Annotated in this window: 15 protein-coding genes; 6 read left to right on the plus strand and 9 right to left on the minus strand. The window is 63.1% G+C overall.

Features of this window, described 5'->3' with window-relative positions:
* Positions 1-21: 21 nt before the first annotated feature.
* Positions 22-1,107, plus strand: coding sequence for an acyltransferase (locus tag B0G71_RS16550; protein WP_116142799.1), 1,086 nt, complete (start codon positions 22-24; stop codon positions 1,105-1,107).
* A gap of 31 nt (positions 1,108-1,138) precedes the next feature.
* Here B0G71_RS16550 and B0G71_RS16555 read toward each other — a convergent pair whose 3' ends face one another.
* From B0G71_RS16555 to aspT (B0G71_RS16570), 4 genes are all read right to left on the minus strand, one after another.
* Positions 1,139-2,362: an alanine--glyoxylate aminotransferase family protein gene (locus B0G71_RS16555; protein ID WP_116148661.1), complete on the minus strand. Its 1,224-nt coding sequence runs from the start codon at positions 2,360-2,362 to the stop codon at positions 1,139-1,141.
* A gap of 155 nt (positions 2,363-2,517) precedes the next feature.
* The gene (locus B0G71_RS16560) at positions 2,518-4,182 is read right to left on the minus strand and encodes a bifunctional aspartate transaminase/aspartate 4-decarboxylase (protein ID WP_116142801.1); all 1,665 of its coding nucleotides are present in this window, start codon (positions 4,180-4,182) and stop codon (positions 2,518-2,520) included.
* Positions 4,183-4,274: 92 nt separating this feature from the next.
* Positions 4,275-5,957, minus strand: a complete 1,683-nt coding sequence (aspT, locus tag B0G71_RS16565; protein ID WP_106284454.1) for an aspartate-alanine antiporter — start codon at positions 5,955-5,957, stop codon at positions 4,275-4,277.
* A 152-nt stretch (positions 5,958-6,109) separates the two neighbouring features.
* The gene (gene aspT / locus B0G71_RS16570; protein ID WP_116142803.1) at positions 6,110-7,792 is read right to left on the minus strand and encodes an aspartate-alanine antiporter; all 1,683 of its coding nucleotides are present in this window, start codon (positions 7,790-7,792) and stop codon (positions 6,110-6,112) included.
* Between the two features lie 528 nt (positions 7,793-8,320).
* Here aspT (B0G71_RS16570) and B0G71_RS16575 point away from each other — a divergent pair.
* Positions 8,321-9,319: a 2-hydroxyacid dehydrogenase gene (locus B0G71_RS16575; protein WP_106284456.1), complete on the plus strand. Its 999-nt coding sequence runs from the start codon at positions 8,321-8,323 to the stop codon at positions 9,317-9,319.
* On the opposite strand, the gene B0G71_RS16580 is transcribed toward B0G71_RS16575, so the two are convergent.
* Positions 9,316-9,930 (minus strand): plasmid fertility inhibition factor family protein, encoded by a 615-nt coding sequence (locus B0G71_RS16580; RefSeq protein ID WP_116142805.1) that lies wholly within the window; start codon positions 9,928-9,930, stop codon positions 9,316-9,318. The genes B0G71_RS16575 and B0G71_RS16580 overlap by 4 nt on opposite strands.
* Before the next feature lie 92 nt (positions 9,931-10,022).
* Between B0G71_RS16580 and B0G71_RS16585 the strand changes: the two genes are divergently transcribed.
* The 3 genes from B0G71_RS16585 (at position 10,023) to B0G71_RS16595 (ending at position 13,454) form a co-directional block, all read left to right on the plus strand.
* On the plus strand, positions 10,023-10,868 hold the full coding sequence (locus B0G71_RS16585; RefSeq protein WP_116148664.1) for a crotonase/enoyl-CoA hydratase family protein: 846 nt from the start codon (positions 10,023-10,025) through the stop codon (positions 10,866-10,868).
* 185 nt (positions 10,869-11,053) lie between these two features.
* The gene (locus B0G71_RS16590) at positions 11,054-12,220 is read left to right on the plus strand and encodes an MFS transporter (protein ID WP_116119036.1); all 1,167 of its coding nucleotides are present in this window, start codon (positions 11,054-11,056) and stop codon (positions 12,218-12,220) included.
* A gap of 73 nt (positions 12,221-12,293) precedes the next feature.
* Positions 12,294-13,454, plus strand: a complete 1,161-nt coding sequence (locus B0G71_RS16595; protein ID WP_116142807.1) for an MFS transporter — start codon at positions 12,294-12,296, stop codon at positions 13,452-13,454.
* A 258-nt stretch (positions 13,455-13,712) separates the two neighbouring features.
* Here the strand turns inward: B0G71_RS16595 and fahA are convergent, their stop codons facing one another.
* Genes fahA through B0G71_RS41385 form a run of 3 tightly spaced genes read right to left on the minus strand, consistent with a single transcriptional unit; the run spans position 13,713 to position 16,553 of the window.
* Entirely contained in the window at positions 13,713-15,023 is a 1,311-nt protein-coding gene (fahA, locus tag B0G71_RS16600) for a fumarylacetoacetase (RefSeq protein WP_116142809.1), read from the minus strand.
* Positions 15,020-16,366 carry a homogentisate 1,2-dioxygenase gene (hmgA, locus tag B0G71_RS16605; RefSeq protein ID WP_116142811.1) on the minus strand — a complete coding sequence of 449 codons (1,347 nt, stop codon included), beginning with the start codon at positions 16,364-16,366 and terminating at the stop codon, positions 15,020-15,022. The genes fahA and hmgA overlap by 4 nt, the downstream gene beginning before the upstream one ends.
* A 34-nt stretch (positions 16,367-16,400) precedes the next feature.
* The gene (locus B0G71_RS41385; protein ID WP_158608117.1) at positions 16,401-16,553 is read right to left on the minus strand and encodes a hypothetical protein; all 153 of its coding nucleotides are present in this window, start codon (positions 16,551-16,553) and stop codon (positions 16,401-16,403) included.
* A gap of 356 nt (positions 16,554-16,909) precedes the next feature.
* On the opposite strand from B0G71_RS41385, the gene B0G71_RS16610 reads away from it, so the two are divergent.
* A complete protein-coding gene (locus B0G71_RS16610) occupies positions 16,910-17,743 on the plus strand; it encodes an EAL domain-containing protein (protein ID WP_106284462.1) in 834 nt (277 codons plus the stop codon).
* Between the two features lie 40 nt (positions 17,744-17,783).
* On the opposite strand, the gene B0G71_RS16615 is transcribed toward B0G71_RS16610, so the two are convergent.
* A complete protein-coding gene (locus tag B0G71_RS16615; protein WP_116142813.1) occupies positions 17,784-18,569 on the minus strand; it encodes an IclR family transcriptional regulator in 786 nt (261 codons plus the stop codon).
* Between the last annotated feature and the right edge of the window lie 24 nt (positions 18,570-18,593).

An 18,593-nucleotide genomic window follows, 5' to 3' on the forward strand; every position in this document is an offset into this window, starting at 1 on the left:
AACATGAACCGGAACGAGGCAATGGTGAAGAACGAGCGCATCAGAGGCGGCCTGGCCATTTCAATCATCGCGATCGTTTGCGCCGAGGTGATTGGCCGGCTAGGCGATGCCGGATTTCTGCAGGACGGGCACGTGTCTAGCGTTCTGAAGATTCTTCGGTACGCCGCAAACACGTCGGGTTACCCGACTGCCTTCTTCCTCCTCGGCATGAGTACGGTAGGGTATTTACAACGCTCGCGCGCGGACCTGCTGAAATACATCGCCGTAGGCGTGCTCTACCCATATCTGCTCTGGTCGATATTGCAGATGGCTTTTGAATGGCTCGTGGCCGACTATAAAGACTACGCCGGCCAGCAGTTTGAGTTGACTCGCTTGGCATTAGTGCCCGGCGGTCAATTCTGGTTTCTATACGCGCTGTTCATCTGCCAGATCGTCGCGTGCATCACGGTATGGCCACGGTCCACGAAGGTCCGATCGGCGTTGACGGTGCCGAACCGCTGCCTGCTTGTCGCGATGTTCATTGTATGCGCCGCAATCGCGACGCGGAGCCGCTGGGGCATCGTCACGATGACATGCTGGGGCCTGGTCTTCTTTCTGCCCGGCGTACTGCTCGGTTCCCGGCCTGACCGGCAAGGCGGCCATGCTGCCGGCGTTCACCTTGCGTGGGTCACGACCATTGCCTTTGCAGTTGTCGCATTCATGGGGCAACGTGCCGGCCACGACCTCGACTTGTATTCGCTGCTGGCGAGTTTTCTCGGTATCGTAGCGGCCATTTCGATCGGAAGGTGCCTGCCGATATGGCGAAGGTCGCGCTGGATCGTCTCGCTTGGCTCAGCGTGGAAGCCGGTGTATCTGCTGCACGTGCTCGCTACCGCCGTGGTCTGGAACGCGTTGCTGGCCTTTCACATCAGCCAGCCCGTGGTTCACTTTGTGCTCGGCAGTGCGACCGGGTTGGCGTTACCGATAGCGATCTGGCTCACGACGAAGCGCCTTGGCATCGCGCATTGGGTCGGCTTCGAGGAACCTATAGAAGTGCGGAACGATGGCACCGCGTCCGCAAGTGCCGTCGCGCATAGTCCTGAAAAAACCGTCAAGTCAGGTACGTGACTTCGGCCATAGTCACAGTCGTGTCGGCGTCCTACTTACCCCCCGACAACCCTCTCTCCAAAGCCGCCACACCAGCAGGCAAATCAACCCTAACCCCAAGATCCACCATAGTCCTCCCAAGCGCATGCACGGTCCGAAACAAATTATGTTCCCGACACTGCTCCCCCATCTGCCCTACACGAACGATTGGCAATCCAAAAGACCCAGAAATCTCAACCTGATGCATCCGCGAAATATGCGAACAAACATCAGCAGGACTGAACCCGTCAGGCACCTCGATCCCGACAACAGAATTCAACCGGCAAGCCTCAGGCGCATACAACCGCAATCCCATCGCAGCGACCCCATCCTGCAGCGCCAACGAACACTTCAAATGCCGTGCAAACCGCTTCTCCAGCGTCTCAGCACAAACAAGCCTCAAAGCTTCATGCAAAGCCAAAACGCCAGAAACCGGCGCCGTATAGTGATACCCCGCGTTATGCCAAAAATTCTCCGCGAGTGAAGCATCAAGACACCAATGCGCATTCGGCGCCGTGCGCCCTTTCACACGTTCCCAGGCCGCATCGGAAAACGCGATCAACGACACCCCAGGAATCGACGACAACCCCTTCTGCCCACCTGTAATCACCGCATCGATCCCCCAGGCATCCATCTCCAGCGGCATCGTACTCAACGTACAAACCGCATCGACGATCACCAACGCGCCAGCGGCCTTCGCCAACGCGGCGATCTCCTTCAGGTGATAATTCCACACCGTATTCGACGTCTCGCCCTGCACCACCGTTACGATCTCGGGACGCTCGCGCCGAATCGCCCCGGCAATCTCCTCAAGACTGGCCACCGCGCGATCAGCGACATCGAGCGTACTAACCCGCGCACCGACGCGCCGCCCCATCTCCGCCATCCGCTCGCTGAAAAAACCATTCTTGATGGAAAGCACCCGCGTACCTTCCCACGCGAGGTTCGAAATCGCCATCTCCATCGCGGCCGATCCTGGTCCGGCCACGCCCAGCACCCATTTCGAGTTCGTCTGGAACACATAGCGCGCCATCGACTTCACCTGCCCGATCACCTTCACCATCGTGCCGCCCAGGTGATTGATCACGATCGCGTTGGCCTTGGCCACCGCCGCGGGAATCGGCACGGGGCCGGCGCCCATCATCAGGAGCGGCTCTTCGGGAAGAATGGCGTCGAGCGACTCGACAACCGGACAGGGCACTGCGGAAGATGCGGATGTGAATGATGAAGTCGGCATGATGATCGGTACGTGAATGTCAGGACGCAAAGGAGCAAACGGCCCCGCCAGCATGGACGCTGACGAGGCCGCCTGTTCGATCATTCACCGATCCGCGCGATTGCGCAAGTTTTTTGACTATGCTTGTTAGCGAGGCAACGCGGCGAGCCGCGCCGTTACTTCACCTTCGTCTTGTCGAGTTTCTTGCCGGTCGCCGCATTGAAACGCTCCACATAGTCTTCCATCAACTTGCGCACGGCGCGACCGATCTGCCGGTAGTCGGACTCGTTGAGGTTCGCTAGCGACACACGCCCCGACGGATGTTGCGTGCCGAAGCCACGGCCCGGCAACAGCACGACGCGAGCTTCGCGCGCGAGCCGGAACAGCAACTCGGAAGGCTCGGCATTCTTCAACAACCAGTCGACGAACTCGCGTCCGAACATCCGCTCGCCGAAGAATTCGACGTCGAGAATCGTGTAGTAATCGACCTGGTTAGGATCATCGTCCGCGAACGAAATGCCGACCTCTTCGTAAAGCGCCTGCTTGCGCTTGCGGATCAGCCGCTTCAACGCGTTCTTGTATGCGTCGGGCGTGTCCATCAGCGAGAACAGCGAAAACAGCACCATCTGCACCTGCTGCGGCGTCGACAAACCCGCCGTGTGATTCAGCGCGACGGTGCGGCTGTCGGCCACGAGGCGATCGATGAACTTGAGCTTGTCCGGCTCCGTCGTGATCGATTCGTAACGCTCGTGCAACTGCTTCTTCGCGTCCTTCGGCAAGTCGGCGATCAGTTTGTCGAGCACGTTGTCGCGGTGCGTCGCGATGGTGCCCAGACGCCAGCCGGTCGCGCCGAAGTACTTCGAGTACGAGTACACGAGAATGGTGTTCTTCGGCGCAAGCGCGAATAGCGATACGAAGTCGTCGGCGAAGGTGCCGTACACGTCGTCGGTGAGCAGGATCAGATCGGGCCGCTCTTTGACGATGTCGGCTATGTATTGAAGGCTTTCGTCATCGATCTTCACCGAAGGCGGATTGCTCGGATTCACGAGGAAGAACGCCTTCACCTTCGGATCGCGCAACTTGTCGAGTTCCTTCTTCGAATACTGCCAGCCGTTCGCGACGTCGGCTTCGAGATTCACCACGTTGAGCCTGTAGTCGTTCAGTCGCGGAATCTCGATGTACGGCGTGAAAATCGGCATGCCGAGCGCGATCGTGTCGCCCTCCTTGATCAGATGGTTCTCGCGCATCGAGTTGAAGATGTACGTCATCGCCGCCGTGCCGCCCTCCACCGCGAACACGTCGAACTCGCCGACAAAAGGATGATCGCCGATCATCTCCTTGCGCAGATACTGCCCGACGATCAGCTCGGACAGCTTGAGCATGCGGTCCGGCACCGGATAGTTCGACGCGAGAATGCCTTCGCACATTTCATACAGGAAGTCACCCGCCGAGTATCCCAACTGGTCGCGCACGTACGACACGGCGCCGCGCAGGAAGTCGACGCCCGGCACGCCCCTGTTTTCGCGCAAGAACAGATCGAAGCGTTCTTCGAGGCCCTCGCGTCGCGGAAAGCCGCCCACGCCTTCCGGCATGTAGGCAAACGAGCGCTCCGATTCGCGCATCGCAAAGAGGCCGAGTTGCCAGAAGCCGTGGCGTGGAATCGTCGCCAGAAAATTGGGGTTGCCGCGGCCGGCGTTGAGCATCGCCGCATTGGCGGGCCGCTCCACGGCGCCGCCACCGGCCGCCTTGATCAGTTCGTCCTTCAATTCGAACGGGCTGAGCGCGGCCATGCCTGCTTGTGCCATATCTGCGTGCTTCTTGTCGCCCTTGTCTTTTGCCATGATGCGTTCTCCAATGAGTCAAGTGAAAGACGCCGGCGCGGCGATGATCGCCCGATGAGCGCCGGCGCAAGAGAGATCGATGGATGCCCGCGCTAGACGAGCCCGACCACGAGCGGCCCGAGCAGCGTCAGCGCGACGTTGGCGATGGCGTACGTGATCGCGAACGGCACGGTCGGCACGGCGCTTTCCGCCTTGTCGAGCACGCCGCCGAATGCGGGATTCGCGCTGCGCGAGCCGGCCAGCGCGCCGGCCAGAATGGCTGCGTTGTTGTACTTCAGCACATAGCGGCCGAACAGCATGGTGAGCAACAACGGAAACAGCGTGACGAACACGCCGAGCAGGAAAATCGTGATGCCGAGCTGCTTGACCGTCACCACGGCCTGCAAGCCGGAGTTGAGGCCCACCACCACCACGAACGCCGCGAGACCGAAATCCTGCAGCAGCCGCGAAGCCGCCGACGGCATCACGCCGTACATGGGATGCTTGCCGCGCATCCAGCCGAACAGCAGGCCGGCCAGCAGACAGCCGCCGCCCGAGCCGAGCGTGAGCGGAATGCCGCCGACGTTGATGACGATCAGCCCGATCAGCAAACCGAGCACGAGGCCGACGCCCATGTAGATGAAGTCGGTTTTGATGCTGTAGGGCAGCTCGTAGCCGGCGATGTCGACGGCGCGCTTGGTGTCTTTCGGCGACCCATAGAAGGTGAGGACGTCGCCGTGCTCGAGTTGGGTTTCCGGCAGGATCGGCAGTGGCTGACCGGCGCGCGAAATACCCTGGATGTAGACACCGTGACGCATATCGCGGTCCAACAATTCTCGCGCGGCGGCGATCGTGGTGTGATTCATGCCCTTGCGCGTGAACACGCCTTGACGTGTCTGCATGACGACGCCGACGTCCTCGACGGTGGCCACCTCGCCGCCGCTCGCGCCGAACGCGACCACGCCCTCGCGGCGGCCCACCACCAGCACCACGTCATCGGGCTTCAATACGAGGTCGGGCGCGGGGTCGAGTTGATGGCCGTCGCGCTTGATCCGCTCGATCGTCAAAAGGTCCTGGTGCTGGGTTTCGACGTCCTTCACCGTTTTGCCGGCGCTGACATCGATTTTGTACGCGCGGCCGACCATCTCGGGCAACGCCGAGAGCTGCCCCGGCGCGATAGACGGCGCGCCTGACGTCAACTCGCGTTCCGCCTGGATCGAGGCGTCGCGCAAACTTTGGCCCATGAATTTAGGCAGAATATTCACGCACACGATGATCGCGCCCAGCGAGCCGAACACGTAGGTCACCGCGTACGCGATCGCCACGTCCGATTGCAGCGACTTGACCTGATCGGCCGGCAAGCCGAGACGCGCGATCGCGTCGCCCGCCGTGCCGATAATCGCCGATTGGGTCAGCGCGCCGCCCGCGAGCCCGGCGGCGAGTCCCTTGTTCAGGTGGAACAGCTTCGCGCAGATGACCACGGTGGCTAGCGCGCTAACCGCCAGAAACACGGCCATCGCGATCTCGCGCAGCGTCTTGCGGTTCAACGAGTTGAAGAACCCGGGCCCGGAGTCATAGCCGACCGCGTAGATGAAGACGGCGAACATGACCGCTTTCACGCCGTTATCGATCGTCACGCCTGCCTGACTGATCACGACCGCGGCCAGCAGCGACCCGCCCACGCCGCCCAACTGGAACTTGCCGAAGTTGATCTGCCCGATGAAATAGCCGACTGCGAGCGACAGAAACAGCGCAATCTCGGGTGATTTCTGAAAGATGTGATGTAGCCAGTCCATCGTGCCCTCGCTGGATAGTTTGCGATCCTGAGTACTTTACTGGGTGCACCCTGCGCACAGGGAGCGCCATCGAGTCGCGCGCCGCGCGCCGCACGCCGCCTGCCACTTCGACCGAACGTGGCACGGCGCGCCACGTCCGGCACATCTGCCGCCTAATGGAATTTCCCGGCGAGGCCGACTACGACCGGTCCCATCAGCGGCAATAGAATGTTCGAGAGTGCATACGTGATCGTGTAGCCGATCACGGGTGTGGAATTTCCCGTGACGCCCACGAGTGCGCTGATCGCGGGCGTGCTGCATTGCTGGCCGGCAATCGCGCCGAGCAGCATGGGCGCCTCGAGCTTGAGGAACATGCGGCCGATCCATAACGACAGCAGTCCCGGCACAAGAACCATCAGAATCCCGGCCACCGGCAACGCGAGACCGTATTCACGCACCAGTTTGATGGCGTCCGGTCCCGCCGACAGCCCGACTGCCGCAATGAAAGTGGCGAGACCAAAGTCCTTGAGGATTTGCGCGGCCGCCGAAGGCAGCGAACCGATCAGCGGATACCGCGAACGGATCCAGCCGAACAGCAGCCCCGACAGCAGACAACCGCCACCGGTGCCGAGCGCGACCGAGACGCCGCCCACCCGTCCGCCAAGATGGCCGATCGCCATACCAACCAGCACGCCCAGAGCCAGATAGACGAAGTCGGTCTTCTGCGTCGCGACGAGCATGTAGCCCAGACGCTGCGCCCCGCGTTCGACATCGGCCTTGGCGCCCACCAGCGTCAGTACGTCGCCGCGATTCAGTTCGGTGCCGGGCAGCGCCGGCACCGTGGTTTCGAGCCGCGTGACCGCCGCGATGTAGATGCCCCGGCCGTTTTCCGGCGTGGCCTGTTCGCGCACCTGAGCGATGGTCCGGCCATGCAGATCGCGGCGCGTCAGCACCACATCGACCTGTTCGGCGATCACGAGGCCGAAGTCCGCGCCGCCCACTTCGTCGCCGAGACTGGCCGCGGCCGCCACGATCGCTTCGCGCCGCCCCGCCAGCAGAATGACGTCATTGGGCGCGAGGGTCAGTTGCGGTTCGGCCGGCAAGTTCGCGCCGTTGCGCCGCACGCGCTCGACCGTCAGGTTGAAGCCGTACTGCTGTTCGAACGCGCGGATCGTCGCGCCAGCCGCCGCGCCGACGAGAAACGCCCGCCCCACCAGCGCGGGCGCTGCCGCGCGCTGACCCTCGCCGAACGAGCCTTCGCCGCCGAGCTTACGCCACACGCGCTCGGCTTCGTCGCGCAGATTGACGCGCAGCAGCAGCGGCGCAAACTGGCTCGTAAAAAGCACGATGGTGATCAGGCCGAACAGGTAGCTCACGCTGTACGCGGTCACGATATTGGCCTGCAGGCGGACCGTTTCCGCGTCGCCGAAGCCGAGCTTGGCGATCGCCTCGGACGCCGTACCGATCACGGCGGATTCCGTCGCGGCGCCGGCCAGCAGGCCGGCCGCGGTGCCGGCATCGAGCCGCATGACGGCCACCGCGATCATGATCAGCAGCAGCACCGACACGATCTCGACCACCGACAGCAGCCCATAGCGCCAGCCGCGGCCAATGTTGGCAAAGAACTGCGGCCCGCCGGTAAAACCCAGCGCGAAGATGAACAGCGCGAAAGCGATGTTCTTCAGATCGGGGGCGATGCGTGCGCCTGTCTGGCCTAACAACAACGCGACGATCAGCGTGCCGCACACGCCGCCGAGCTGAATCGGACCGATGCGGAACGAACCAATGAAATATCCAATTGCAAGACTTGCGAACAGCGCGATCTCCGGTTGCGATCTCAGCAATTCACCGATCATGTCGACTCGCCCATTGACGGGTTTATTAGCAGGGGACTGAATAACCACCCGGAAAAATCGAGTGAATTAATTCGTCGCGATTTGACGCACGCATCACTCAATCAGCATCGCGATTGAGTGAAAATTTAATTTATGGCAGTAAAATGACGCGCGTCGCGCCCGAGCTGATTTGCCGCACTGCAGCGGCACTCACTGAAACGGTCTTCCGATAGCTCGACAGTCACTCTTTCCTCGCGAAGTTGCCTTGCGCCTTGAAAAAGACATCGTCTGCTGATGGCCAATTTATTACAGCATGAGTGAACATGCATTTTTGGAACTGCTTTTTTAATAAATATTGTAATTTTGTGTGGCTGTCAATATTATTTTTTAACTCGCGTTTCGTTTGACTTCGCAAAAGAATGATTTTTAGCAAACGCGGATGGATTGCAATGCAGTGCGTCCGCATGGCTAACCTATACTGGAGCGCTCGTCCGCCGCGCCCTGAGTCTGTTTCGCTATTAGCGCCGGCACGCATTCTTCGGAGTCCACATGCGCATGATCCTGTTCAGCAGCCGCCAATACGACCGCGACACGTTCACCGAAGCCAACGCCGCGCATCGCTATGAACTGCACTGCCAGGAGTCGCACCTCGACAGCGAGACGGCCATTCTCGCGCAGGGCTACGACGTGGTGTGTCCGTTCGTCAACGACAACGTCGACGCGGCGGTACTGGAGCGGCTTCATGCCGGCGGCACGCGCATGATCGCGCTGCGCTCGGCGGGCTTCAATCACGTCGACCTGGCCGCGGCCGAGCGTCTCGGCATCCCCGTTGCGCGGGTGCCGGCCTATTCGCCGCACGCGGTGGCCGAACATGCGGTCGGCTTGATTCTTGCGCTGAACCGGCGGCTGCCACGCGCCGTCGCACGTACGCGCGAAGGCGACTTTTCGCTGCACGGTCTGCTCGGTTTCGATCTGCATGGCAAGACCGTGGGTGTGATCGGCACCGGCATGATCGGTCGCGTATTCGGGCGCATCATGGCGGGCTTCGGCATGCAGGTGCTCGCCTACGATCCCGGCAAGCCGGCCGACGACCTGCTCGCGCTCGGCGCGCGCTACGTGCCGCTCGACACGCTGCTCGCCGAAGCCGACGTGGTCAGCCTGCATTGCCCACTGGTGCCGGACACGTACCATCTCATCGACGGCCCCGCGCTCGCCAAGATGAAGCGCGGCGCGATGCTGATCAATACCGGCCGTGGCGGCCTCGTCGAAAGCAATGCGCTGATCGGCGCCCTGAAAGATGGCCGGCTCGGCCACCTCGGGCTCGATGTGTACGAGGAAGAAGGAGGCCTGTTCTTCGAGGATCACTCGAACCTGCCGTTGCAGGACGATGTGCTTGCGCGTCTGTTGATGTTCCCGAACGTGATCGTCACGGCGCATCAGGCGTTCTTCACGCGCGAGGCGATGAACGAGATCGCCCTGACCACGCTGGACAACGTCGCGGCGTGGCAGGCCGGCACGCCGCGCAACGTGGTGCGCGCGCCTGCCTAGACGCCGCCGGTGTTCAGCGGCGTCGCGCGGACCACGGTGCGCGCGTCGTCCGCGGCGCCGCAGAGTTCGCGCAGCAAGGTCGCCTCGCGCTCGTGCACTTCGACCGGAAACCAGCGCGCGCCCGCATCGGCAAGATAGCGCGCACGATGCTGGCCGTTGCGAAACGCCACCACGCCTTCGCGCTCCAGTCCGAACCAGCCCAACACACCCGGCGCGCGACGCGTCGAGATGGTCACGTACGGCATCTGCGGAATACGCGGATTCTCCGGATCGAGAAACTCGCGAATGCCGCGCACCTTGCCCGAATGCCATTCGGCGACCGGCTTCAGCACGTAATCGGTATTGTCGCGATCTGCGCACGCGAGCAGCTTGCGCACGTCGACGAGTACGACCTGATGCCGCGTGCCGTCCGTGACGAATACGCGTTTCAGGCGCACATGGTCGTACCATGGATGCTCTTGCAGAGGCACGGTCCAGACCGTTTCGGCACAAGCCGGCGCGGCGGCTGACGATGAATTGGACAAGGGCAAAAGCAGGCTCGATAAGCTGGCGAACAGGCGCCAGCGAGTTAGGAGAGCGCTTACGCTACGAGCCGATTGTGTAAGAAGCATGACAGGCCACGGTATTAATTACTCTGCATGAGCACACTGCTCACAACCCCGCGACAAGCGGGCAGACGCTGATGACTTCTACGGTGACAACGATGATAACCACGCAAAATTTCAATGACCACGTGCGCATCGAAGCTGATCGGGATATCGGCGTGGCCACGATCGTACTTGAGCGTCCCGCGCGTCGAAATGCCGTGGATCGTCCTGTCGCCGAGGCGCTCAGCGCCGCGTTTGCCCGCTTCGAGGCGGAGCCCGCGTGGCGCGCGGCGGTGCTGTTCGGCGCGGGCGGCACCTTTTGCGCGGGCGCGGACCTGACCGCTCTCGCCGACGACACTCGCCGCAACGAGCTGCACGCCGACGGCAGCGGCCCGGGTCCGATGGGACCGACCCGGATGAGCTTCAGCAAACCGGTGATTGCCGGCTATGCGGTGGCGGGCGGACTAGAGCTGGCGGCGCTGTGCGATCTCAGAGTCGTCGAGGACGACGCGGTGCTCGGCGTGTTCTGCCGGCGCGTCGGAATTCCGCTGATCGATGGCGGTACGATCCGCTTACCGCGCTTGATCGGACTGTCACGTGCGCTGGACCTGATCCTGACCGGCCGCGCGGTGAACGCGCAGGAAGCGCTCAGCTTCGGCCTCGCCAATCGCGTCGTACCGAAGGGCACGGCACGCGCGGCGGCCGAGCGGTTGGCCGCCGAACTGGCTGCATTTCCGCAGGCTGCGTTGCTCGCCGATCGCCGTTCGGTGCTGGAAAACAGCATGCTCGACGATCTCGCCGAAGCATTGCGCCGCGAAGGCGCCGGCGGCTACCAGGCGGTTTTCGACGAAGGCGTGGCGGGCGCGGCGCAATTCACCAGCGGCGCCGGCCGTCATGGCGAGACGCGAGGCGGTGACGGCGGTAGCGGAGACGGCAGCGGCAGCGGCAGCGGCAAACATTAGGCACGCGACGAGGGCTGGCGCACCTATCAGCAAAAAACAACACCAGCATTGACGATCAGCAAGCCGGTTTTGACTTAGGTAGAATCCCCTGCTGTTTTACCCCTGTACGGCGCACGCGTTCTCGCCCCGAAAACGCGCGCCGGCCGCGCGACGCCTCCTGTCGCGCCGATTCGCGCTCCTTCACCATGCCTTTACCCCTGCTTGCCCTTGCCGTTGCCGCGTTTGGAATCGGTACCACCGAATTCGTAATCATGGGGTTGTTGCCCGATGTCGCGCGCGACCTCTCTGTGTCGATCCCCGCGGCCGGCATGCTGGTGTCGGCGTATGCGCTCGGCGTGACCATCGGCGCGCCGATCGTCGCGATCGCGGTCGCCAACATGCCGCGCAAGAAGGCGCTGATGAGCCTGATCGGCGTGTTCATCGTCGGCAATCTGCTGTGCGCTGTGGCGCCGGGCTATGCGGTGCTGATGGCCGCACGCATCGTGACGGCGTTCTGCCATGGCGCGTTCTTCGGCATCGGCTCCGTGGTGGCCGCCGGCCTCGTCGCGCCGAACCGCCGTGCGCAAGCCATCGCGTTGATGTTCACGGGCCTCACGCTCGCCAACGTGCTGGGCGTGCCGCTCGGCACCGCGCTCGGCCAGGCGGTGGGCTGGCGTGCCACGTTCTGGGCGGTGACGGGCATCGGCGTCGTCGCGGCGGCCGCGCTCGCCGTGTGCCTACCGGCGAAGATCGAGATGCAGAAGGCCAGCCTCGTCCGCGAATTCAGCGTGCTGAAGAACCCGCAGGTGCTGATGGTGCTCGGCATCAGCGTGCTCGCGTCGGCGAGCCTCTTTTCCACCTTCACGTACATCACACCGATTCTCGAAGACGTGACCGGCTTTACGCCGCATGCGGTCACGCTTGTACTGCTGCTGTTCGGCCTCGGCCTGACGGTGGGCAGCACGCTCGGTGGCAAGCTCGCCGACTGGCGGCTGATGCCTTCGCTGGTGGCGTTCCTGTTGGCGATCGTCGTGATCCTGACCGTCTTCGCCGGCACCATGCATGCGGAGATTCCGGCGATGATCACGATTTTCGTGTGGGGCATTCTGGCCTTCGCGATCGTGCCGCCGCTGCAAATGCTGATCGTCGACCGCGCGAGCCATGCGCCGAATCTTGCTTCGACGTTGAATCAAGGCGCCTTCAACCTCGGCAATGCGACGGGCGCCTGGCTCGGCGGCATGGCGATCGGCGCGGGCGCTCCGCTCACGACGCTGCCGTGGGTCGGCGTGGCAACGTCGATCGGCGCGCTGGTGCTGACGCTGTGGTCGGTGTCGATCGACCGGCGCGCACAACGCATGGCGATGGCGAGCTAAGCGCCCTTCTCCGCACTCCTCTCAAGCCGCGCACAGGTGCGGTTGACTCACGGCCGTAGTAGCATCTCGGCCGATGAAAGTCATCTTCACTCGCGATTTCCTCGCTTTGATCCTCAGCGTCGCCGTCGTCGGACTCGGCAGCGGCGCGACGCTTCCCCTCACCGCCCTCGCGCTCACGCAAGCCGGCTACGGCACCGACGTGGTCGGCCTGCTGACCGCCGCGCAAGCGGGCGGTGGGCTCGTCATCGTGCCGCTCGCGGGATGGATCGCGGCGCGTTTCGGCGGCCGCCAGGTGATCGTCGGGGCCGTGCTGGTGGTGGCGTTCGCCACCGCGCTGATGCAACTCACCTCGAACCTGTGGCTGTGGGCCGTGCTGCGCGTGCTGTGCGGCGCCGCGCTGATGCTCCTCTTCACGATCGGCGAAGCCTGGGTCAATCAATTGGCCGACGATGCCACGCGCGGTCGCGTGATCGCCATTTACGCGACCAACTTCACCCTGTTCCAGATGGCCGGTCCGGTGCTGGTGAGTCAGATCGCCGGCTTCACGCAATGGCGCTTCCTGATTTGCGGCGCGATCTTTCTGCTGGCGCTGCCGATGCTCGCCACGATTCGCAAGACTCCGCAAGCGTCCGAGGATGAGCACGCGGCGCACGGCAGTTGGCGTCATGTTTTGCCGCTGATGCCGGCGCTCGCGATCGGCACCGGCTTCTTCGCGTTGTTCGACACGATCGCGCTCTCGCTGCTGCCGCTCTTCGCGATGTCGCACGGCATCACGAGCGAAGTGGCCGTGCTGTTCGCGTCGGCACTGCTGCTCGGCGATACGACGATGCAATTCCCGATCGGCTGGCTGGCTGACCGGCTTGGACGCGAACGCGTGCATATCGGTTGCGGTGTGATCGTTGTGGCACTGCTGCCCTTGCTGCCGTGGGCGATCACCTCGCCGTGGCTATGCTGGCCGCTGCTGTATGTGCTCGGCGCGGCGGCGGGCGCGATTTATACGCTGTCGCTGGTTGCCTGTGGTGAACGCTTTCGCGGTGTCGCGCTGGTGTCCGCGAGTTCGCTGGTGGGCGCGTCGTGGAGCGCGGCGAGTTTCGGTGGGCCGCTGGTGGCTGGTGCGCTGATGAAGGGCGTCGGGAATGACGCGATGGTCGGTGTGCTGCTCGTCGCAGCGTTGGCATTTCTGGCGGCGGTTTGGTGGGAGAGACGGCGGGCGCCGGTGCGGATCGCGGGTTGATCGGCTGCTGACCACGGTGCGGCGCCGGCAGCGATGCGACGGCGCACGTGCTGCTCCCCGCTGATTTGGCGTTTGTCGTCGCGGCTTGGAGAGAGGCGCGAGTGCGGATCGCGGGTCGCGCATCGCAGATCGCAGATCGATCAACAGACTCTGGCGCCGCGCAAGATGACGCGTGAAAAACAAAACGGGGAAGCCATTGCTCGCGGCTTCCCCGTTTTTGTCATGCACGTTGCGCGTGTCTCGCCCGCTCGCTCTGCCTTACTTCAACGCCGGCAAAATCTCCCCGACACACGCGCCGAAACCCACACGATAACCGTCACCCTGGCACCAACCGGCGAGCGTCAACTCATCGCCGTCTTCGATGAAACTGCGCGTGCCGCCTTCCTGCAATTCCACCGGCTTCTTGCCGTTCCACGTCAACTCCAGCAGGCTGCCGAACGAATCTTCCGTCGGTCCGCTGATCGTGCCCGAGCCCATCAGATCGCCCACGCGCGTATTGCAGCCCGATACCGTGTGATGCGCGAGCTGCTGGGCCATCGTCCAGTACATATGCTTGAAGTTGGTCCGCGAAATCGTGCTCGCCTCTTTCGCCTGCTGCGGGCGCAGCCTCACTTCCAGCGTGATATCGAACGCATGCTCGCCCTCATGACGCAGGTACGCGAGCGGCTGCGGTTCCTGCGCCGGTTGCGCGACGCGGAACGGTTCGAGCGCATCCAGCGTCACGATCCACGGCGAGATCGTGGTCGCGAAAGTCTTCGCGTTGAACGGTCCGAGCGGCACGTATTCCCATTGCTGAATATCGCGCGCGCTCCAGTCGTTCAGCAGCACCATGCCGAAGATATGCGCTTCCGCATCCGCGCACGCAACCGGCTCGCCCAAGGCATTGCCTGCGCCGATCACGAAGCCCGTTTCCAGTTCGATATCCAGCTTGCGGCACGCGCCGAACACCGGACGATCCTGGTCCGGCAGTTTCAACTGCCCATTAGGACGACGCACCGGCGTGCCGCTCACCACTACCGACGACGCCCGCCCGTTGTACCCGATCGGCATCTCCGACCAGTTCGGCAGCAGCGCATTCTTCGGATCGCGGAACATGGAGCCGACGTTCGTCGCGTGCTCCTTCGACGAATAGAAATCGGTGTAGCCCGGAATCTGCACCGGCAGATGCAATCGCGCATCGGCCTGGCGGATCAGCGCGCGGCTACGCAATTCGGCGTCGTCGCGCAACGTCGCGTTATCGCGTGACAGCAGATTGCTCAACTGAATGCGCACGCCGCGCCATGCGTCGCGACCGAGTGCGATGAAATCGTTCAGCGCGTCGCGCACGAACACGCTGTCGCCGGCATTCGACGAAGGCAAGCTCAACAGACCCGCGCTTTCGAGCGCGGCCAGGTCGACGATGCTGCCGCCGATCGCGACGCCTACGCGGCGCGTGGCATTCAGGTCGTCGCTAAAAATACCGAACGGCAGATTCTGAATCGAAAAGTCATTGGCCGAATCGTTCGCCGACTCGACCCAACTCTTGCGCGACGGATCGAGCGTCGCCTGAAGATCGCTCAATGCGTTCATCGTTGCTCCGGGTTGAAATGTTTCGTGAGACCTTGCCAGCACTCGTAGTAATGCGCCTGCAATTGCGCGGTTTCGAGCGCGAAGCGCGTCGGCTTGATCAGCGTGCGGGTTTCGAACATGAAGGCCATCGTGTCGCCGACTTTCTTCGGCGTCGACGTATCGCTGTGCGAGGCTTTCTCGAACGTCTCCGCGTCCGGGCCGTGACCCGACATGCAGTTATGCAGGCTCGCGCCGCCCGGCACGAAACCTTCGGCCTTGGCGTCGTACACGCCGTGCACGAGTCCCATGAACTCGCTCGCCACGTTGCGATGGAACCAGGGCGGGCGGAACGTATCTTCGGCGGCAAGCCAGCGCGGCGGGAAAATCACAAAGTCGATGCTATCGACGCCCGGCGTATCGGTTTGCGATTGCAGCACGAGGAAGATCGACGGATCCGGATGGTCAAAGCTGATCGAGCCGACCGTGTTGAAGCGGCGCAGATCGTACTTGTACGGCGCGTAGTTGCCGTGCCACGCGACCACGTCGAGCGGCGAGTGGCCGATGTCCGCGCGCCACAGGTTGCCGTTCATCTTGGCGACCAGTTCGAACTCGCCCTCACGGTCTTCATAGGCCGCATGCGGCGTGAGGAAATCACGCGGATTGGCAAGGCCGTTCGAGCCGATCGGACCAAGATCCGGCAAACGCAGCAACGCCCCGAAGTTCTCGCAGATGTAGCCGCGCGCCACGCCATCCGGCAGGCTCACCGCGAAGCGCACGCCGCGCGGAATCACCGCGATTTCGAATGGCTCGACGTCGAGCTTGCCAAGCTCGGTCGCGATGTGCAGACGTCCTTCCTGCGGCACGATCAGCAATTCGCCGTCGGCGGTATAGAAGAAGCGGTCCTGCATCGAGCGGTTCGCCGCGTACAGGTGGATCGCGCAGCCGCTCATGGACTCCGCCGCGCCGTTGCCCGCCATCGTCGCCCAGCCGTCGATGAAGTCGGTCGGCTCGACCGGCATCGGCAACGCGTCCCAGCGCAACTGATTGGGCGGCGTCGGCGGCACCTCGGCGAAGTTGGCGACGAGCCGCTCCGAAGGCAGTTGGGTGAACGGCATGTGCACCGCCGCCGGCCGAATCCGGTACAACCACGAACGGCGATTATGGCCGCGCGGCGCCGTGAACGCCGTGCCCGACAGTTGCTCGGCGTATAGGCCATATGCCGCGCGCTGCGGCGAATTGCGGCCTTGCGGCAACGCACCCGGCAAGGCCTCCGTGGCGAATTCGTTTGCGAAGCCCGACTGATAGCCCGGCTCGATTTCGAGCCGCGAGTTGCCTGTGTGCGGCGTACGGGTTTGGGTATCCATGCTAGGTTCTCCGTTGATACTCGATCTCGTCATTTCACGCGGTCCGCGGCTCGGACGGCCGGCCGCGTTGGCGTGTCGCGGCAGCCAGCGCGAGCAGCAGCAACTGGAATGCGGGGTGATACGTTTCGCCGAGCACGTGCTCGACTTCGATCACATTGACGGCGGCCGCGGCCGGTTTCGCGCTCACTGCGTCGTCTCCTGATGCTGCCTGGATGGATTGTTCGTTGGTTGCAGCGGGGTTGAACACCGCCCGCAAGCGTCTGTGATCGGCGCATGGACTGCGCTCACGACATGACCTAGCCGCGATCACAACCGCATTACAATTTACGGATAGTAAAACGAATTACAAATAGTGAAATTAACGTAAACCCTGCAACGTCACCTGAAATCCCCGGACCGCCCGTGGGCACAAGCGTTCGGCGGATAACGTTATGAGCAATTTGTTCATGTAAGCACGGTGCGGACTGCTACCATCAATGAATGCGGCAATCGCGTCGCGTTGCCCCGCGCCGAGCGCCTCACTATCGCCATCCATACGTCTACATGATCCCGCCGACCATTCCCAACCTCATTGCCCGCTCCGCCGACCATCCGTTTCTTGGCGAGCATCTGGTGATGGGGCAAGGCCTGCATCACGACGTCGCGCTGGCGCAATTCGACGGGTTCGAACTCGCCAGCGCGTATGAGCCGATCTTCGATATCAGCGTGCATGCGTTGGCGCAGTCGCTTTCGTCGGGCGTCGAGGGCGTGGACCGTTTCGGCGATGAACTCGGCTTCCAGGCCGTCACGCACCAGGTCGACGCGGCGCCGTTCGACGTGTTCGATCCGTTCGACCGCATCGCCGACGATCAGGAGTTGGTCGCGCTCGACCGCATGTCGCGCGCGCTGCATGCCATCAATTTCTTTGGCGCCCAGCGGCATGGGCTGCTCTTTCTGCGCGTGCACGAGCGGCTGCTCAAGAGCGTGAAGTACGACCACGGGCGGCATTTTTCGAGCGTACTGGTGTCGTTCGGATTGAACCCGTCGCGGGTGGTGATCGAACTGCCCGCAGCGGCGGTCGCGCACAAGACTTTTCTCGGCTATCTGACCAAGAGCTACCAGCACTACGGCTTCAAGGTGGCGGGCAATCTGTCCAACGCGGGGCAGATTCTGTCGGTGTCGGAGACCGCGCGGCTCGACTTTCTCAAGATGGATGCAGGGACCGCTTTGCGCGATGCCACCGTTAAACCGCTAGTGGGTTATGCAGGCCGGCTGCGAATTCCGCTGATCTTCAACCGGGTGGTGGATGAAGCGCAGTTCGAGGCTTTGCAGCAGTACGACGTGCGCTTCGTGCAAGGGCCATTGTTCAATGCGCATTATCACGACCGGGCCGTTTGAGCAGCGGGTTGGCCTGGTGCATTGACACGCGCCGCCCACTTCAACCGGTATCGCCCAAACGCCGCGCAAGCGCCTTCAGCCGTGGCGCGACGTTGCCACGAAACACATCCTCTCCCATCGACGAAGCCGGCCCGCTGCAACTCAGCACCAGCCAGCGCCCTTCGCGCGGCTCGCGAAACGGCACCGCGACCGCGTTGACGTCGTCATGCCACGCGCGGAACGAGTAGCAGCAACGCTGCTCGGCGAAGGCGGCGATTTCCTGCTCGGCGTCGGCGACCAGTTCGGCGCCTGCCTTGCCGGCCGCCTTTTTCAATTCCGCCAATAACGCGGCGCGCACGTCGAGCGGTTGCACGGCCAGATAGGCGCGGCCCATCGAACTCGTCAGCATCGACAGTTTCGAACCGGATGCCAGCCCAAGCGTCAACGCGGTCTCGCTGCGGATTGTCTCCAGATAAATCATGTCGAGCCCGTCGCGGCAGCCGAGCGAAACTGCCGCGCCTACGTCGCGTGCGAATACGCGCATGTGCGGGCGCGCGAGTTCGAGCGTGTCCGTACCCGAGAGCAGCGCGAAGCCGAGCGACAGCACACCGGCGTCGAGCGCGTATTTGCCCAGCGTTTCGTCGAGCCGCAGATAACCGAGCACAGTCAGCGTATAGGCCAGACGGTTGACGGTCGCCTTCGGCAAACCCGTGCGTTCGACGAAATCGCGATTGCCGAGCATCGTTTCGCCCGGCTTGAACGCGCGCAACAAATCCAGCCCGCGCGCCAGCGCGACGACAAATTTGCGCTCGTCGAGCGGTTCGGAGAGAGTGGATGTCGGCGTCATGGGGTGATACACTCGGGCGTGGTT

The sequence above is a fragment of the Paraburkholderia sp. BL27I4N3 genome (genome assembly GCF_003386115.1).
Lineage (GTDB): Bacteria > Pseudomonadota > Gammaproteobacteria > Burkholderiales > Burkholderiaceae > Paraburkholderia.

Bases quoted from the DNA above. Each gene is read 5' to 3' on its own strand.
- B0G71_RS16550 (WP_116142799.1), top strand. From the start codon at position 22: ATGGTGAAGAACGAGCGCATCAGAGGCGGCCTGGCCATTTCAATCATC.
- B0G71_RS16555 (WP_116148661.1), bottom strand. From the start codon at position 2,362: ATGCCGACTTCATCATTCACATCCGCATCTTCCGCAGTGCCCTGTCCG.
- B0G71_RS16560 (WP_116142801.1), bottom strand. From the start codon at position 4,182: ATGGCAAAAGACAAGGGCGACAAGAAGCACGCAGATATGGCACAAGCA.
- aspT (WP_106284454.1), bottom strand. From the start codon at position 5,957: ATGGACTGGCTACATCACATCTTTCAGAAATCACCCGAGATTGCGCTG.
- aspT (WP_116142803.1), bottom strand. From the start codon at position 7,792: ATGATCGGTGAATTGCTGAGATCGCAACCGGAGATCGCGCTGTTCGCA.
- B0G71_RS16575 (WP_106284456.1), top strand. From the start codon at position 8,321: ATGCGCATGATCCTGTTCAGCAGCCGCCAATACGACCGCGACACGTTC.
- B0G71_RS16580 (WP_116142805.1), bottom strand. From the start codon at position 9,930: ATGCTTCTTACACAATCGGCTCGTAGCGTAAGCGCTCTCCTAACTCGC.
- B0G71_RS16585 (WP_116148664.1), top strand. From the start codon at position 10,023: ATGATAACCACGCAAAATTTCAATGACCACGTGCGCATCGAAGCTGAT.
- B0G71_RS16590 (WP_116119036.1), top strand. From the start codon at position 11,054: ATGCCTTTACCCCTGCTTGCCCTTGCCGTTGCCGCGTTTGGAATCGGT.
- B0G71_RS16595 (WP_116142807.1), top strand. From the start codon at position 12,294: ATGAAAGTCATCTTCACTCGCGATTTCCTCGCTTTGATCCTCAGCGTC.
- fahA (WP_116142809.1), bottom strand. From the start codon at position 15,023: ATGAACGCATTGAGCGATCTTCAGGCGACGCTCGATCCGTCGCGCAAG.
- hmgA (WP_116142811.1), bottom strand. From the start codon at position 16,366: ATGGATACCCAAACCCGTACGCCGCACACAGGCAACTCGCGGCTCGAA.
- B0G71_RS16610 (WP_106284462.1), top strand. From the start codon at position 16,910: ATGATCCCGCCGACCATTCCCAACCTCATTGCCCGCTCCGCCGACCAT.
- B0G71_RS16615 (WP_116142813.1), bottom strand. From the start codon at position 18,569: ATGACGCCGACATCCACTCTCTCCGAACCGCTCGACGAGCGCAAATTT.